This is a genomic window from Pseudomonas sp. S3(2024), from assembly GCF_036861315.1.
Taxonomy (GTDB): domain Bacteria; phylum Pseudomonadota; class Gammaproteobacteria; order Pseudomonadales; family Pseudomonadaceae; genus Aquipseudomonas; species Aquipseudomonas putida_A.
This window is the reverse complement of sequence record NZ_JAZAQQ010000007.1, coordinates 1-16,932: the sequence shown is the minus strand read 5'-3', so window position 1 is coordinate 16,932 and position 16,932 is coordinate 1. Positions and strand designations below refer to the sequence as shown.

13 protein-coding genes are annotated in these 16,932 nt (G+C 58.8%); 10 read left to right on the top strand and 3 right to left on the bottom strand.

Annotation, left to right across the window (positions count from 1 at the left end):
- The first annotated feature begins 207 nt into the window (after positions 1-207).
- Positions 208-1,386 (top strand): sugar transporter, encoded by a 1,179-nt coding sequence (locus VLA07_RS18300; protein WP_333990254.1) that lies wholly within the window; start codon positions 208-210, stop codon positions 1,384-1,386.
- A 16-nt stretch (positions 1,387-1,402) separates the two neighbouring features.
- On the opposite strand, the gene VLA07_RS18295 is transcribed toward VLA07_RS18300, so the two are convergent.
- Positions 1,403-2,332 carry a LysR family transcriptional regulator gene (locus tag VLA07_RS18295; RefSeq protein WP_007963542.1) on the bottom strand — a complete coding sequence of 310 codons (930 nt, stop codon included), beginning with the start codon at positions 2,330-2,332 and terminating at the stop codon, positions 1,403-1,405.
- Positions 2,333-2,601: 269 nt separating this feature from the next.
- Here VLA07_RS18295 and VLA07_RS18290 point away from each other — a divergent pair, with 269 nt between their 5' ends.
- From VLA07_RS18290 to pgm, 4 genes are all read left to right on the top strand, one after another.
- Complete coding sequence (locus tag VLA07_RS18290) at positions 2,602-3,624, top strand: zinc-dependent alcohol dehydrogenase family protein (protein ID WP_333990251.1); 1,023 nt, start codon at positions 2,602-2,604, stop codon at positions 3,622-3,624.
- Positions 3,625-4,173: 549 nt separating this feature from the next.
- Positions 4,174-5,643 (top strand): hypothetical protein, encoded by a 1,470-nt coding sequence (locus VLA07_RS18285; protein WP_333990248.1) that lies wholly within the window; start codon positions 4,174-4,176, stop codon positions 5,641-5,643.
- A 48-nt stretch (positions 5,644-5,691) separates the two neighbouring features.
- Entirely contained in the window at positions 5,692-7,092 is a 1,401-nt protein-coding gene (locus VLA07_RS18280; RefSeq protein WP_247267429.1) for an aminotransferase-like domain-containing protein, read from the top strand.
- Positions 7,093-7,188: 96 nt separating this feature from the next.
- Positions 7,189-8,835 (top strand): phosphoglucomutase (alpha-D-glucose-1,6-bisphosphate-dependent), encoded by a 1,647-nt coding sequence (pgm, locus tag VLA07_RS18275; protein WP_333990246.1) that lies wholly within the window; start codon positions 7,189-7,191, stop codon positions 8,833-8,835.
- Between the two features lie 179 nt (positions 8,836-9,014).
- Here the strand turns inward: pgm and VLA07_RS18270 are convergent, their stop codons facing one another.
- Positions 9,015-9,710 (bottom strand): pirin family protein, encoded by a 696-nt coding sequence (locus tag VLA07_RS18270; RefSeq protein WP_333990244.1) that lies wholly within the window; start codon positions 9,708-9,710, stop codon positions 9,015-9,017.
- Between the two features lie 278 nt (positions 9,711-9,988).
- Here VLA07_RS18270 and VLA07_RS18265 point away from each other — a divergent pair, with 278 nt between their 5' ends.
- The gene (locus VLA07_RS18265; RefSeq protein WP_333990242.1) at positions 9,989-12,463 is read left to right on the top strand and encodes a UvrD-helicase domain-containing protein; all 2,475 of its coding nucleotides are present in this window, start codon (positions 9,989-9,991) and stop codon (positions 12,461-12,463) included.
- A 59-nt stretch (positions 12,464-12,522) separates the two neighbouring features.
- Here VLA07_RS18265 and VLA07_RS18260 read toward each other — a convergent pair whose 3' ends face one another.
- Entirely contained in the window at positions 12,523-12,795 is a 273-nt protein-coding gene (locus VLA07_RS18260) for a DUF1652 domain-containing protein (protein ID WP_025109621.1), read from the bottom strand.
- Between the two features lie 263 nt (positions 12,796-13,058).
- Between VLA07_RS18260 and VLA07_RS18255 the strand changes: the two genes are divergently transcribed.
- From VLA07_RS18255 to VLA07_RS18240, 4 genes are read left to right on the top strand one after another with little or no spacing between them, the layout of a single operon-like run.
- On the top strand, positions 13,059-13,874 hold the full coding sequence (locus VLA07_RS18255) for a helix-turn-helix domain-containing protein (protein WP_027612776.1): 816 nt from the start codon (positions 13,059-13,061) through the stop codon (positions 13,872-13,874).
- Positions 13,875-13,926: 52 nt separating this feature from the next.
- On the top strand, positions 13,927-15,333 hold the full coding sequence (locus tag VLA07_RS18250; RefSeq protein WP_333990235.1) for an NAD(P)/FAD-dependent oxidoreductase: 1,407 nt from the start codon (positions 13,927-13,929) through the stop codon (positions 15,331-15,333).
- A gap of 31 nt (positions 15,334-15,364) precedes the next feature.
- Positions 15,365-15,709, top strand: a complete 345-nt coding sequence (locus VLA07_RS18245; protein ID WP_097087442.1) for a cupin domain-containing protein — start codon at positions 15,365-15,367, stop codon at positions 15,707-15,709.
- Between the two features lie 55 nt (positions 15,710-15,764).
- Positions 15,765-16,850: a polyamine ABC transporter substrate-binding protein gene (locus tag VLA07_RS18240; protein WP_027612779.1), complete on the top strand. Its 1,086-nt coding sequence runs from the start codon at positions 15,765-15,767 to the stop codon at positions 16,848-16,850.
- Positions 16,851-16,932 lie beyond the last annotated feature (82 nt).

Below are 16,932 nucleotides of genomic sequence, written 5' to 3'. Positions count from 1 at the left end.
CCGCAGGCATTGAATCAGCGGGAGTGCAAAACGCGTTCAACGGGCCGATAACTGGTAGCACGGGACAGGATCATGTGGCTTGTCCATCTGATCCAGCGTCCCTCTGAGCGTCGACACATTCGGCAATCGGTGGACCAGAAACCGACAAATGGGCGCAGATCGCCGCGTACAAACACGCACGATCATCAACGAGTAAAGCGACTTTTAATGAGTGATTCTACGGCGACAAACAACGGCAACTGGTACGCAGTCATTGCCTTGGCACTGGCTGCGTTCGTGTTCAACACCACCGAATTTGTCCCGGTCGGTCTGTTGAGTTCGATCGGCAGCAGCTTCGACATGTCGACCGCGCAGGTCGGCCTCATGTTGACCATCTATGCGTGGGTGGTGTCTTTGACGTCGCTGCCGATCATGCTGCTGACGCGCAACGTCGAGCGGCGGAAATTGCTGATTGTGCTGTTCGGAATGTTTATCGCCAGTCACATTTTGTCGAGTCTGGCGACCAGCTTCGGTGTACTGCTGGTGAGCCGGATCGGTGTGGCGCTGTCGCATGCGTTGTTCTGGTCGATCACCGCGTCGCTGGCGGTGCGTCTGGCGCCTGCGGGCAAGCAGGTTCAAGCCTTGGGCTTGCTGGCAACGGGTACTTCGCTGGCGATGGTGCTGGGGATTCCCCTCGGTCGCTTGCTGGGCGAGGCCATGGGCTGGCGCACGACCTTTCTCGTGATTGCAGGCTTTGCGGCAGCGCTGGTGTTCTGTCTGGCGAAGGTGCTGCCGCTGCTGCCCAGCCAGAACTCGGGCTCGCTCAAGAGTCTGCCGATATTGCTCAAGCGACCGGCGCTGGTGGCCGTCTATGTCCTGACGGCTCTGGTGGTAACGGCACAGTTCACCGCCTACAGCTACATCGAGCCGTTCGTACTGACCGTGGCCAACATGAGCGGTGATGTGGTGACGCTGCTGCTGTTGTTATTCGGTGGCGCCGGTATTTTCGGCTCGCTGCTGTTCAGTTACCTGCACAGCTATAACCCGCAGCGCTTTCTGATCATCTGCGTATCGGTGCTCGCCTTGTGCCTGGCTTTGCTGTTGCCGTTGAGCGGCAACGTCTCATACCTCGGCGTGCTGAGTGTGTTCTGGGGCATGGCGATCATGGGCTTCGGGCTGGCGTTGCAGTCGAAAGTCCTGGTACTGGCGCCGGACGCCACCGACGTGGCGATGGCGCTGTTTTCCGGGATCTACAACATCGGTATCGGCGGCGGGGCACTGGTGGGGAGTTGGGTGGGCAGTCAGTTTGGTTTTGCTTACATCGGGGTGGTGGGCGGGATGCTGGCGGCTTCGGCGTTGGCGTTTTACTGCCTGTCGATTAATCGCAACAGCCGGGCTGGGGCTTGAGTCGCTGGCTGCCTGGTTAATGCGCAGGCAGCTCGAGACTGTCCGGATCGCCAAAGAACATCTGAATCCGCGACCGCAACCAACGCTCCCCCGGATCGTTATCCTGCGATCCACGCCAAGCCATATGTAGCTCAAACGTACGCGTCGGCAACGGTGGATCCTCCGCCCGCACGCCGCCGGCAGCCGTCAGCGCATCCGCGGTGTAGTCCGGCACGGTCGCAACAATGTCAGTGCCGGCGAGCAACGTACTCAAGCCATTGAACTGCGGCACGGCCAGCACCACGTGGCGCTTGCGCCCGAGTTTCTCCAGCTCTTCATCAATAAAGCCACTGAGGTCACCGGCGAACGACACCAGCGCATGCGGACGTGCGCAATAATCATCCAGACTCAGCGGCCCTGGGACGGTGTCGGCGCGCAGCAGTTTCGGCTGGCTGCGCCGCAGCACTTTGCGCTTGGCGTTGGCCGGCAGGTCGGTGGTGTAGCTGACGCCGATGGAGATTTCGCCGGAGGCCAGCAGGCCCGGCATCAATATGTAGTTGACTCGGCGCACGACGAGGACGATGCCCGGTGCTTCGGCGCGCAGGCGTTTGAGCAGCATCGGCAGCAGGGCGAATTCGACGTCGTCGGACAGGCCGATGCGAAATACCGAAGTGCTGGTGGCGGGGTCGAATTCCGCCGCGCGGCTGACAGCCGTTGAAATCGAGTCGAGCGCCGGGGAGAGCAGGGCGAAGATTTCCACCGCGCGGGCGGACGGTTCCATGCTGCGTCCGGTGCGCACGAACAACGGGTCATCGAACAGGCTGCGCAGGCGCGAAAGCGCCGCACTGATCGCCGGCTGGCCGAGAAACAGCTTCTCGGCGGCGCGGGTCACGCTGCGTTCGTGCATCAGTGTTTCGAATACGATCAACAGGTTCAGGTCGACACGACGCAGGTCATTACGATTCATCTGGAGTCCTGGCAGAGTCATCAAGCTTGACGAGAGCGACCATATGAGAACAATGGCCGGCATGAATATTACGGGGAAAGGCTGGTACTCTGCACCGCTAAATTCAGCTTTACCGGGCCGATTGCGGCATTTTTTCATCGATTTTGCCAATGCCGTTCATACTGCGGAATCAATGACAGGCATGTCGACTATTAATAGCCACTGATAGTCTTGGGTCAAAAGCCCAGATAGAGTTCAGGGCATTAGAGGTTACTTTGACGAGGTTTGCGATGTCCCGCACGATCCGTTTTCACAAGTTTGGTCCGGCCGAGGTGCTCAAATGCGAAGAGCATGCGGCCGCTCAGCCAGGTCCTGGCGAAGTGCAGGTGCGTGTCGAGGCGATCGGCATCAGCTGGTACGACATTCTCTGGCGTCAGAACCTGGCCTCGTCCCAGGCACGCCTGCCGTCCGGTCTCGGCCATGAAATGGCCGGGGTGGTCACTGCGGTTGGTGACGATGTGGACGATCTGTCGGTTGGCGACAAGGTGGCCAGTTTCCCGGCCGAAAGCCCGAACGACTACCCGGTATATGGTGAGCAGATCGTGCTGCCACGCACCGCGCTGACCCGTTATCCGGATGTGCTCAGCCCGGTTGAGGCCAGCGTGCATTACACGCCGTTGTTGATCGCCTATTTTGCCTATGCGGATCTGGCGCGGGTCAAACCAGGGCAGTTTGCTCTGGTCACTGACGCCAGCCATTGCGCCGGTCCGTCCTTTGTCCAGTTGGGCAAGGCCATGGGCGTGCGGGTGATTGCCGCGACAAAAACCGCTGATGAGCGTGAATACCTGCTGTCGCTGGGTGCCGAGAAAGTCATCGTCACCGAGGAAGAAGATCTGTTGATGCGAATCAACAAGATCACCGACAACCGTGGCGTCGATGTGGTGTTCGACGGTCTTGGTGGCCCGCAGATGTCGTTGCTCGGCGATGTCCTCGCACCGCGTGGCAGCCTGGTCTTGTATGGTCTGCAGGGTGGCAACCAGACACCATTTCCGGCCTGTGCGGCGTTCCAGAAGAACATCCAGTTCTTTGTGCACTGCATCGGTAATTTCACCGGTAAACCCGAGTTGGGCATTGTTCAGGATCAAGTCGCCTTGCAACGTGCCCTGCGTGATATCAATCAGTTGACGGCCGACCGTGTGCTGCTGCCGCTCAAGACCCGGGTCTTCCCGTTCAACGAGTTCGTCGAAGCACATCGCTACATGGACGAATGCCCATGCCGCGAACGGGTCGCCCTGCAGGTCGAACCCGCGTAACTCCCTCCGAACAGAGTCCGTGGCCCCACGGACTCTTGCGCTTTTTACCTCTCGCAAATAATCAGACAGACCAAGCATGGCGCGTGGCCGGTTGTGCATCTGAACCGGTTTTTGTCTGCCATCTGTATCTTCTATTCGCCATATAAGCCCTGATAATTGAATGATTACTTTCATCTCAAGGAATGAGCCATGTCTGTGCATTCTGTTTTTCATTTCGCGTTTAACGTTTCCCCTCGTGGGCGATATAGCGGTTTTTGTTTAATGACTGTAGGGCATTTCCTATTGTTGTTCTGCTTTTGTTGTACTCAATGTTCGTGGGACGCTGTAAGAAGTTTCCTCAGATATTTTCTGATCAGAAAAAATTCAATGCTGACAGTGGTTTACGTTGTCTGAGGCGGTGGGGTTGCTGACTTCATTGCGTCAAGTGTTTCAAATAACTTCAAAATCATAAGTGTTAGTATTTGATCGTCTATTACTTATTGATGAATTTATTGCGCCAGCGTCATCGCTGATGCGCGATATGAATTTTTTATGCCGGGTAAAGTACTGATGAGCACGATCCATGATCAGGCAATGAACTATGTCTACCAGCAAGTATTGCAACGCCTGCTGAGTTTCTTTTCCAGAGCCGAGCGCACAGCGCTGCAGTTGCTGATCCAGCGTCTGGTGGTCGCCGCCGGCGGAATGGAGCGCATGGGTGAATACAAGGTCATGGTGACGCCATCCGGTACCCGTGACAGTTGCTACATGCTGGCGCTGCTGCGCGCCGCCCAGTTGAGTATTGCCGGCCGCGCCCCCGCCACGTTCCAGTTACGTGTGGCCACCTTGCGCCGCAGCGAATCGGGGACGGCGGCGCTGAACAACATGCACCGCAGCTTCGCTGCCTTGTTTCTGTATGACGACCCCCGTGTCGAGTTGCTCATGGTGGAACATCGACAAGTGTTGCCGTTCAACCATCTGGCGCCACTCGGAATGGACAGCGCGGACGCCCATCGCACCAATCTGCTGATGATGGGGCATCGACGTGCCAGGGGCGAGAAGCTTGAGTGTCGGGACGACGCCTGCCTGGACTGGGCCGAATTTTACGGCCAGATTGCTCGCTGGAGTAACGGCGTGGATGCCTGGCTGGCCAGCGAATCGCCGCGTCGTCAGAAGCAGTTTGTCGAAGACCTGGACCGGGCCGTGCAGAAGGCCGGTATCGGGGCGCTGAAGCCGAATTCCGGGACGTTCGATGAGCTGTTCGCTTTGCTGGACGGATTGGGAGGGGATTTGTATCGCGGTTTTTACTCCGAATCGGAGCGGCAATGCTGGCGTCCCGAGGGTGGCTTCGAGTCATGTCGTCGCACGACATTTGTCGACATTCATGACATGGCGGTCGGCAATCTTGAAGAACGCTGGCCGCTACTGAGCGAGTTTCTGGGGTTCGAGGCAGAGGAATGGGTGTTTCACCAGGGTGAGGGCGAATACGCCGACCCTTTGATCGAGGCCCATTTACGCGGCCTGGAAGCCGAGTTCCTCAGCGATCGCAGCTATGAAGCGGGGTTCTCTGAACATGTCCAGCGCATGCTGGCGAACATGCAGCTGCAGCGGGTGCCGGAACCGGTCTGCGAGCAGATGATCGCAAGATTGGGGCAACGGCAGACCACGGAAGAACTGCGCGAAGCAGCGGCGAGCTGGCTGCACCAGACTTACGGTCTGAACGAAGCACAATGGGTCTGCCTGCTGTTCACGCCGTTCATCGAGCGTGGAGCCGGGCTCGAGCGGTTCCTGCGCAGCTGTCATCCCGGCATGTTGGTGGCGCTGCCTGATTTGCATCGGGCCATGCAGGGGCTACACGGCCCGGAGCAGGTAATGCAGTGGATGATGGACGTCAGCGGTTTACCGGTTCGGCTCATCGGCCACCTCTACGCCATGGAACCCTTGCCTGCGCACGGTGCGGCCCGGCAAACACTGGAGACCGCACTCGACGCGGCAGGCCTCGATGGCTCCGGCGTGGGTGACCGGTCAGTGGAACGATGAAGTGAGCAAGCGATCCTTGGGCGCACCAACGGTTATGGTGTCCGTCTCATGAAGGCTGTACGGGAATCCGGTTTCGCCTACCAGGCAGTCTATCGATACCTGATGCGCTTGATGGCCGAGTCGGCTTGCGATGGCAATTCAAGGCTGCCATCGTTGCGTCAGTTGGCAGATCGCTTGAACGTGTCGATCTCGACCATTCAATACGCTTACTCGTTGCTCGAAAAGGAAGGGCGGATCTATTCGGTGGCCAAGTCCGGGTATTACGCCAGGGCGGTTTCGGGGGGGACGCCACCTGCCATGAGCAATGATCTGCTCGAAACGCTCTATGTCAACGCGCGGCACCCGGGTATGCGTTTGTTGAATGCTGATGATCCGGTTTCGCTGCAATCACTGGACAGTCCATTGCTGTTGTTGGAGCGTGAGCTGCTGCGCCAGTATCCCCGCCAGCCGCCGTTGCTCGACCAGCCTTGTGGTGAACTGGAATTACGCGCCGTCCTGGCGGCCCGCTATACCACCTCGCCAAAGCAGTGCTGGCACGCCGAGGATGTTTACATCGGCGCGGATATGCGCGGGGTGCTGGAGATCCTGGTGGCCGTTCTGCAGCTCAGGCACACAACCGTTCTGGTCGAGTCGCCCTGTGACTGGGTGATACTGCGGTTGCTGCAGGCGGCTGAGGTGCGTGTAATCGAACTGCCGTTGCAGGCCTGTGGCGGGCTGGAGCTGCAGCGGCTGGAAACACTGCTCAAGACCGAAGACGTGCGGTTGATTCTGCTGTCCTCGGGCCTGTGCATGCCGCGCGGTACACAGGTTCCAGCGGATAACCGCAATGCGATCGCCGGCCTGCTTGGCGAGCACGGCACCTGGGTGCTGGAAAACGACTGCTACGGTGAACTGGGCGAGGCAATGGGCGTCGAGCGTCTGCGTGATCAACTGGACCCTGACCGACTGCTGGTCTTCTCCACGTTCGAGAAATTCATCGGTATCGAAGCGCCTTATGGGTACGTGTTGACGCGCCAATGGAAGCACGAAATGCAGCGGCATTTTCTGATGCGCTCGTTCCGGTTGTCGCCCGTTCGCCAGAAAGCCATTGCCCGGCTGTATGGAAACGGTCGGGTCGATCAGCATCTGCACGTACTTCGCCGGCGCCTAAAGGAACGCCGTACGCCAATGATCGACTTGTTGCGCGAACGTCTGGGCGAAGCGCTGCAGGTTGTCGAGCCACAAGGTGGGGCGACGGTCTGGGTGCGGGCACGGCGGCCGGTGGACATGCGCGATGTGTTTCAGCGCCTGCTCAGGCAACAGGTGTTGATTGCGCCGGGCGAACTGTTCAGCTTGCAGGGATTGCACCGTCGGCATCTGCGCCTGAACCTGCTGGATCACGGCGAGAGCGGCTTGGGCGGAGCACTCGAGAGGTTGGGAGAGGCGCTGCGCTTGGCGCCGCTGGAATGAACGTTGAAATCTGTCGGATAGATCCCGTCGCGCTGCGGTCGAACTGTCAGTAAACTGCGCTGTATTTCCTGAACCACTCTATTTCAGAGGTTTTGCATGACTATCAGTCCTTTTGCGGGCAAACCGGCACCAGCAGAATTGTTGGTCGACATCCCGCGACTGGTAACGGCTTATTACACCGGCCAACCGGACGCTTCGATTGCCACCCAGCGTGTTGCATTCGGTACTTCCGGGCACCGCGGCAGCTCCTTCGACCTGAGTTTCAATGAGTGGCACGTTCTGGCGATCAGCCAGGCGATCTGCCTGTACCGCGAAGCCCAGGGCATCGACGGCCCGTTGTTCGTCGGTATCGACACTCACGCGCTGTCGACCCCGGCCGGGGCCAGTGCGCTGGAAGTGCTGGCGGCCAACGGCGTGACCGTGATGATCGCCGAAGGTGACGAATACACGCCGACACCGGCGATTTCGCATGCAATCCTCTGCTACAACCGTGGCCGCACTTCGGGCTTGGCCGATGGCATCGTGATTACGCCGTCGCACAATCCGCCACAAAGCGGGGGCTACAAATACAACCCTACCAACGGCGGCCCGGCCGACACCCACATCACCAAGTGGATCGAAGCCAAGGCCAACGAACTGCTGGCCAACAAGCTGGCAGGCGTCAAACGCATCAGCTACGAGCAGGCGCTCAAGGCCAGCACCACCCACCGTCATGACTTTCTGAACACTTACGTCGCAGACCTGATCAATGTGATCGACTTCGATGCCATCCGTGACGCCAAGCTGCGTCTGGGTGTAGACCCATTGGGCGGAGCAGGGGTGCGCTACTGGTCGGCGATTGCCGAGCATTACCGTCTTGATCTGGATGTGGTGAACAAGCAGGTCGATCCGACTTTCCGCTTCATGACGGTCGACTGGGATGGACAGATCCGTATGGACCCGTCGTCCAGCCATGCCATGCAAGGTTTGATCGGTCTCAAGGAGCGTTACGACGTGGCCTTCGCCTGCGACCCGGATCACGATCGCCATGGCATTGTCACCCCGTCGGGTGGTCTGCTGGCACCGAACAACTATCTGGCGGTGTCCATCGATTACCTGTTTCAGAACCGTCCGCAATGGCGCGCCGACGCCGCCGTAGGTAAAACCGTGGTCAGCAGTGGCCTGATCGATCGTGTGGCCAAGCGTCTGGGACGTCGTCTGTACGAAGTGCCGGTCGGTTTCAAATGGTTTGCCGATGGCCTGTTCGATGGTTCGCTGGGTTTTGGTGGCGAGGAGAGTGCTGGCGCTTCGTTCCTGCGCAAGGATGGCGGCGTCTGGAGCACCGACAAGGACGGTCTGATTCCGGCGTTGTTGGCGGCGGAAATGACTGCTCGTACCGGGCGTGATCCAAGCCAGGCTTATCGCGCACTGACCGATGAGCTGGGCGAGCCGTTCTCGGTGCGCGTAGACGCCAAGGCCAACCCTGAGCAGAAAGCGTTGTTGAGCAAACTGTCGCCGGAGCAAGTAACGTCGACCGAGCTGGCAGGCGAGAAGATTCAGAGCATTCTCAGCCATGCGCCGGGCAATGATCAGGCCATTGGTGGTCTGAAGGTGATGACCGAGAACGGCTGGTTCGCCGCGCGTCCTTCGGGCACCGAAGACATCTACAAGATCTACGCCGAAAGCTTCATTGGCGACGACCACCTCAAGCAACTGGTGGCCGAAGCGCAAACCCTGGTGGATGGTGCTATTTCTACGAAATAGTAGTAAATACCAAAAAAACTGTGGCGAGGGAGCTTGCTCCCGCTCGGCTGCAAAGCAGTCGCAAAACAGGGCCGCTTCGCGCCCCGGCGGGAGCAAGCTCCCTCGCCACAAGGTTGGCAGCCGTTAAATCCTGTGTAAAAAGGGTGACCCAATTGGTCACCCTTTTTCATACCCGCAATCTAAGCCAGATCCACCAACACGATTTCGCTGTCTTCCAGCGCCGTTACCGTGAGCACCGACTCATGCTCGACGGCAACACCGTCTCGAGCTTGTGCGCGCAAGTCGTTGACTTCAATCAGACCGGTGGCGGGTACCAGATACGCTCGACGTCCGGCATCCAGCTGATATTCAGCAGTTTCGCCAGCCTTGAGGTTGGCCGCGACCAACCGCGCATCACCGCGAATGCGCAGGCTCTGATCGTCGCCGTCCTTGCCGCTGGCGAGGGTCACGAAGCCTTCGCGCTGGCCTTTGGGGAACGGTTTGGCACCCCACGATGGCGGCGCGCCAGTTTCCGTCGGCAGAATCCAGATCTGAAAGATTCGGGTCTCCTTGTCTTCCAGGTTGTACTCGCTGTGTGCGATGCCGGTACCGGCGCTCATGACCTGCACGTCGCCTGCTTCAGTACGGCCCTTGTTGCCAAGGTTGTCCTGGTGGGTAATCGCACCTTCACGCACGTAAGTGATGATTTCCATGTCGCGGTGCGGGTGCAGCGGGAATCCGGTGCCGGCGGCGATCACGTCATCGTTCCACACCCGCAGATTGCCCCAGTTCATGCGTTGCGGGTCGTAGTATTCGGCGAACGAAAAATGGTGATGGGCATCCAACCAGCCGTGGTGAGCGCCGCCCAGCGTGTTGAAAGGTCTGAGTTCAAGCATGATCGTCTCCTCAAAAGGTTCGTCATGGGGCGTAACGCCAGAGCCATGAAGCGAGACCGTCGGTTATGACGGGCATCATCCATCAGTCAACCATCGAGAAAAAGCGTAAAAAGTGCGGCATTCTCATCGAATCCGTTGATGGGAAACCGGCTCAAAATAATCTCACGCAACTTTCAGTTCATCGCCTAAACCAATGAGCTGTAAGCATTTCGCTAGAACTCATGAGCAAATAAAGCCACCATAGCCCCCAACAGCCTCACACACTGGAGCCCCTCAGCGTGGCGCAACACACTCCCGATCTTCCTCCCGAACTTCGCCCACTGGCCGAGATGCCATGGTTCAAGCGTCTGGCCGCACGTTTCTTCGGCCATGGCCTGACACGCTTGCGCGCTCAACACCGTGCGTCGTGGCTGCACGGCCAGGCGGACGGTTTTCGCAGCGGACACACCGCTGGCGTGGAGTACGGCTTCAAGGAGGGGAAACTCGAAGGCCTGGAAGAAGGCCGGCAGGTGCTGTTGATTCGTGACAGTCGCAGCACCGAGCATCGTCCGCCGAGCGTCGATAATCATCTGTTCGACGACTGGCGTCTGCCGCTCAGCGCCGAGCTGAAGAAGCGCATGAAAGCCGATGTGGCGCGCCTGCTGCCCGCGCATGCCCAGCCAAGCCTCGCTCAATGGAAGATGATTTTCAGTGACACTCCTTCGACCTCGGTGATCGCCGGAGCCGGGGCAGGCAAGTCGACCACGTTGGTGCTGCGTATTCTGCTGCTCACGCATTATCTGGGCTTTGAGCTGGATTCAATGACCGTGGTGACCTTCACCCGTGAGTCGCGCAAGGACTTCATCAATAAGCTTATCGAGATGTTCGCGCTCTGGGGCCAGCCATTGAGCCTGCAACAGGCGCGGGAACTGGTGCGCACCTTTCACTCACGCATTTTGCCGATGGTACGCAGCCTGCCGGGGTTCGAACGCTTGCAGGCTTTTGAAAATCTAAGCAATCGGCCACAAGGCGCTGACGAGGAGGTCGACAGCAACCCGTTCGATCTGCGAATCAATGATGCCCAGCGCCAGCAGCTCAACGCCTGCTACCACCGGTTATTCAATCAGGACCAACGTTTCCGCCAGTTGATTCAACCACTGGCCAAGGCTGCCTTGCAGCTCAAGGAGCTTGAGCGCGATCACCCGGACGTGCAAAAGCGCATGGCGGTGACCGAACTGGCAGCCAAACGCGACGAAGAACTGTGCGATGCCATCGAAGACCTGTGGTTTCGCGCCGGTGCCTGGCCGATCAAGGGCATTGAGCCCAGCCGGCAGACGTTCGAGATCAACGGTTCGTCCTTTCACTGCCACGGCTACATTCCCAGCCTCGATGCCTGGGTAGTGCTCGGCTTCGATCACCGGGAAAACCCGCAAATCTGCCGCCCCAACGCCAAGCTTAGCGTGCGTGCTGAATGGGCTGTGAAGCGCACCCTGTTTCAAGCTTTCTGTCATAAGCCATTGATTTGGCTGGATAGCTATGAAATGTCAAAGCGGGTTCTGTCGACGTTGGCTGGCGATGCGAGCGCGGGTCCGGGGTTCGATTACAAGGTCAAAGGTGAACTGGTTTCGGCGCCGTTACTGGACTGTTTTGTTGCGGCGGCCGGCTTTATCGAAAACCTTGGGCTGGATGTGCCGGATGCCGTCGGCCGCATGAGCTTTGCCAAGGACGACCCGGATCGATTCTTCTTCGAGGCGCTGAGCCTGTTCTGGCGCGCCCTGGAAGATCATCTGCTCGATCAGAAGCCTCCGGTGATGACCTACAACCGAATGTTTGCGCTGTTCAGCGAGCATTCCCCAGAGAACCTGAAGCTGCTCAGTGATGAGCTGCTGCGACCGATGTCGCACCTGATGATCGACGAGTTTCAGGACGTATCGCCGCAAATCGTTTCATGGATCCGCGCCAGCCTGGCGGAAATCCGCAGTCGCGGCCCGGCCATGCACGTCGGGCGAGGTGCGCAGCGTTCGTCGTTGCTCTGTGTGGGTGACGACTGGCAGTCGATCTACGGCTGGCGCGGCAGTTCGCCGAGTTACTTCATGGAGTTCAACAAGGAATTCCCGTCGCCGAGCACTACTCGGGTGATGCTCAGCGACAACTATCGCAGCCATCAGCACATCATCGATGCTGCCGAACACATCGTTCGTGCCGCGCCGGCAATCCCCGGCAAGAAGGCCAAGGCCAGCGGTGCGCCCAAGGCCTTGCAGCCAGTCAGTGTGCTGGAGCGCGATGATCAGGCTTTGGGTCAGCGCCTGGCTGAACATTACAATCGCGGCGATTCAATCTTGATGCTTTATCGAAAAAGCAGTGATAAGTCATTGATTGAGCAGCATATTCATCCTGTAGTTAATGTGGATTCGAGCTTGCCGTACGAGGCCCGGCGCCTTAAGCAGCTCACCTACCACAGCGCCAAGGGCCTGCAAGCCGATGCGGTGTTTTTGCTGGGTGACTGCCAGCACCTGACCAGTTCGCCCTACAAGAACCAGGTGTATCGCATGGCCGGCTTGGGCAAGGCTGGCGACAGTGAACCTTATGACACGGCGCAGAAGGACGAGATCCTGCGGCTGGCCTACGTTGGTATCACCCGGGCGGTCAGCCATTGCTACTGGTACGTCGAGCCGCAGGATACCCAGGCGGTGAACATGCCAAGGGCGTCCGATCGGGTTGCCCAAGGCAAGGCATTCTTCGTCGATCACCGAAAACAGCCGCAAAACGCGTAGCACGCAAGCACAAAAAAAGCCCGCCTGAATTGGCGGGCTTTTTTATGTAAAACAATAGGTTATGCGTAACTCTTGAGAGATTCCGGAGGAATGAAAGCCTCCAGTTCGTCTTCCACAGCCTCAATGATGCGCTCGACATCGGCCGCGTTCATCACCGTCGCACAAGGAATACCGGCGATGGCGATCATGGTTTCACCGCTGGCACGATCAAACAGACGGGCAATCATGCTGCCCGGCGCATCCATCGTTGCCTCAAAACCCATGGGATGAAAGTGCCAACGCATCAGTTGGCACGCATTGGGAAACGTGACTTTACTGGAGCCTTTATTCATGTGTTGCCCGCCTTCTTCATCGAGCGCTTCCTTTTGCTCATGTTAGGTGGGAAGAGCCTTCATTGGCTCAACCGGTCAGTGACGTTAAAAGTAGCACCCGCATGTGAATTTTCCGTGAGATTTTTCAGTTCATTTTGCGATTGCTGCGCGTTTTTTGATGTAAGTCACGTCGGGATCAGTCATCGCCAAATGGCCACTACCGTTTGCTCGTTGATCGTTTTGTCGAACTTGGGCAAGCTCGGTTCTTTTGCGCCGAGCCCTTTATGCACGCCGACGATGACGGCCCCGAACAGACCCCGGCCACGGCCGCCACGGTCATGCGTTACCACCTGAGCTGGAAGCACCGCGATCTGGACAGCGTCATGGCGCTGTATCACCCGGACGTCCAATACAACGATTTCTTTCAGAACCGGGTCCTCGGCCTCGACGAATTGCGCGAGTACGTGCGCGTGAGCATGCCGCGAGAATCCGACGAAGCGCTCGAGCATTGCGACCGGATTCGCGTGGATGGCAACACCGCGTTCATTCAATACGAAGTGACTTTGCGCGGTGGCGACGGGCTGGTGTCGTTCCGATCCAGCGAAGCGATCACGGTCAAGGACGGCCTGATCTGGCGGGTCAACGAATACGCCTCGCTGGTCCGCACGCAAACCAACGGCGCTGTCGCACCCAGTCAGCGCCCGGCGGTCAGTCGCTTGGGGCTGTCACCGCGCCAGATCAGTTTCATGGCCGAGGATCTGCAGCAATATTTCGAACGCCAGCAACCGTATCTCGATCCGGAACTGGATCTGCAACGGGTGGCGAAGGAGTGCGGCTACAGCCGCAATCAGATTTCCTACCTGCTCAATCAGGTGCTCGGCCAAAGCTTCTACCGCTACGTCAACCAGGCCCGCCTGCAGCACTTGCTCAAGACGCTGGATCAGGCCACGCCGCCGCTGCGTATCGATGAGTTGGCGTTTGCTGCCGGTTTCAACTCGCTGTCAGCGTTTTACAGTTGTTTTCGCCAGCACACCGGCCAGTCGCCGAAGGCCTACGCCAAACAAATTTCTTTGCGGGCACGCGCGCAAGACAGTGATTGAAGTCACGCACTAGGATCGACGCCATCGAAGGTTTTCAGTGGCGGAGTCTTGCATGCCGGCGTGGCGCACTATCAGTTTGTGGATGGATCAACTCGACGAGCCGTTGATTGCGCGGCCGGCGTTGGAACAGAATCTGGATGTCGACGTGGCGATCATCGGCGCCGGTTATACCGGGTTGTGGACCGCGTACTACCTGAAAAAGCTCGCCCCCGGTCTCGATATCGCCATCGTCGAGGCGCAAACCGCCGGTTTCGGCGCGTCCGGGCGCAATGGCGGCTGGCTGATGGGTAACCTGCTGGGCGAGGATCGACTGCTCGCCGGTCTCTCTCCAGAACAACGTCGCGCATCGTTTGATCTGCTGCACAGCATTCCGGATGAAGTGGAAATTGTCCTCGAACGTGAGGGCATCCACTGCGATTATCGTAAAGGCGGGGTGCTGTACTGCGCCGCCCGTTACCCGGAGCAGGAAGCCAGCCTGCGCGAATACCTCGACAAACTGCACGCCCAAGGCCTGACCGACAACGATTACCGCTGGCTGAACCCCGAGCAACTGGCGCAACAGATTCGTGTGGCGAAACCCTATGGCGGCATTTATGCGCCGCACGTGGCGACCATTCACCCGGCGAAACTGGTGCGCGGTCTGGCGCGCACCGTGCAGAGCATGGGCGTGAAGATCTATGAAAACAGCCCAGTCACCCATTGGCAGTCCGGCAGTTTGCGCACGGCCAGGGCCAGTGTGCGCAGTCGCTGGATTGTGCCGGCGGTCGAAGGTTATTCGGTCACGCTCCCACCGTTGGGCCGCTATCAGTTGCCGGTGCAAAGCTTGATTGTCGCCACTGAACCGTTGTCGGCAGCGACCTGGGATGAAATCGGCCTCAACCGTGGCCAGGCTTTCAGTGAGTTCAGCCGTCAGGTCACCTATGGCCAGCGCAGTGCCGACAATCGTCTGGTCTTTGGCGCCCGCGGCGGTTATCAGTTCGCCGGCAAACTGCGCCATAACTTCGATCTGACCCGTGATGAAGTCGAACTGCGCCGCTATCTGTTCGGCGAACTGTTCCCACAGCTGAAAAACGTGCAGATCACCCACGCCTGGGGCGGCAACCTCGGCATGTCCCGGCACTTCAAGCCGCACATGCTCTGCGATCGCGCCAATGGCATTGCGCTGTCCGGCGGTTATGGCGGGGAGGGTGTGGGTGCCAGCAATCTCGGCGGCCGCACCCTGGCCGATCTGATTCTTGAGCGCGATACCGAACTGGTGCATCAGCCGTGGGTGCTGCCGGACGGCAGAATTCATGCGCTACGCGCCTGGGAGCCGGAGCCGTGCCGCTGGCTTGGCTACAACGCGATCATCAAAAGTTTCGTCCACGAAGATCAGACCCTGGCCAACCCGGCCAGCGCACCTTGGCGGCGCAAGCTGGCCAGTCAGGTCGCGGGGTTCATGGAAGGTTTCATGCACTAACCGCCGTTTTCTTCACAAGACAGGTCTCACCATGAGCATTACGCAGTTCAAGAACACCGCCAGCCTGCAACTGGATGAATCCAACCCGGTCGCCGTGCCACTCGGCGAGCCGGTCGCCATTGCCTCGACCACCAGCGTCGAGCGCGACGACGGCGTTGAAACCGGCGTCTGGGAATGTACTCCGGGGCGTTGGCGCCGGCAGATCACCGCGCAGGAGTTCTGCCACTTCATCTCCGGCCGTTGCACGTTCACCCCGGACGACGGCGGCGAAACCCTGCACATACAAGGTGGCGACGCACTGATGTTGCCGGCCAACACGCTCGGCATCTGGGATATCCAGGAGACCGTGCGCAAGAGCTACGTTCTTATTTTCTGATTGTTTGATCCTTTGATTGCCTGCCAACAAAAATAGCCACTACAGGAATCACCTCATGATCCAGAAAACCCTCGCTCTGGCGCCGCTGCTGCTGGCCGCCTCCATTAGCCATGCCGCCGAAACGGTGAAGATTTACAACTGGTCGGACTACATCGCGCCGGACACCACGAAAAATTTCCAGAAAGACACCGGCATCGGCGTCACCTATGACGTCTACGACAGCAACGAAACCCTCGACGGCAAGTTGATGACCGGCAAATCCGGTTATGACGTGGTGTTCCCGTCCAACCACTTCATGGCGCGGCAGATCCAGGGCGGGGCGCTGAAGAAGCTCGACAAGAGCCAGTTGCCGAACTGGAAGAACCTCAACCCGGTGTTGCTCAAGGCCTTGCAGGTCAACGACCCGAACAACGAGCACGGCTTTCCGTATCTGTGGGGCAGCACCGGCATCGGCTACAACGTCGCCAAAGTCAAGGCGGTGCTGGGTGATAACGCGCCAGTGGATTCCTGGGATCTGATCTTCAAGCCCGAATACATGGAAAAACTGCAGAAGTGCGGCGTGGCGATCCTCGATAACGGCCCGGAACTGCTGCCGGCAGCGCTCAATTACCTGGGCCTGCCGCCCCACAGCAAGAACCCCGAGGACTACAAGAAAGCCGAAGCACTGCTGATGAAAGTGCGGCCGTATGTCAGCTACTTCCATTCCTCGAAGTACACCAGCGACCTGGCCAATGGCGATATCTGCGTGGCGGTCGGTTTCTCCGGTGACATCCTGCAGGCGGAAAACCGCGCCAAGGAAGCGAAGAACGGCATCGACATCGGTTACGCGATTCCCAAGGAAGGCGCCGCCATCTGGTTCGACATGGTCGCCATGCCCGCCGATGCGCCGGACGAGAAGGCCGGTTACGCGTTCATGAACTATTTGCTGCGTCCGGATGTGATGGCCGGCATCAGCAATTACGTGCACTACGCCAATGGCAACCAGCAGGCCGACAGCCTGATCGATCCGGCAATCAAGGGTGACACCAAGGTGTATCCGAGCCCGGAGATGATGGGCAAGCTGTTTGCGCTGGAGGCAATGCCGCTGAACATTGACCGGATCCGCACACGGGTGTGGAACAAGATTCGAACGGGTAGTTGATTCACTTCATTCCTGTGGGAGCGGGCTTGCTCGCGAATGCGTCCGTTCAGTCAGCAATTATGTTGATTGATAAGCCGCATTC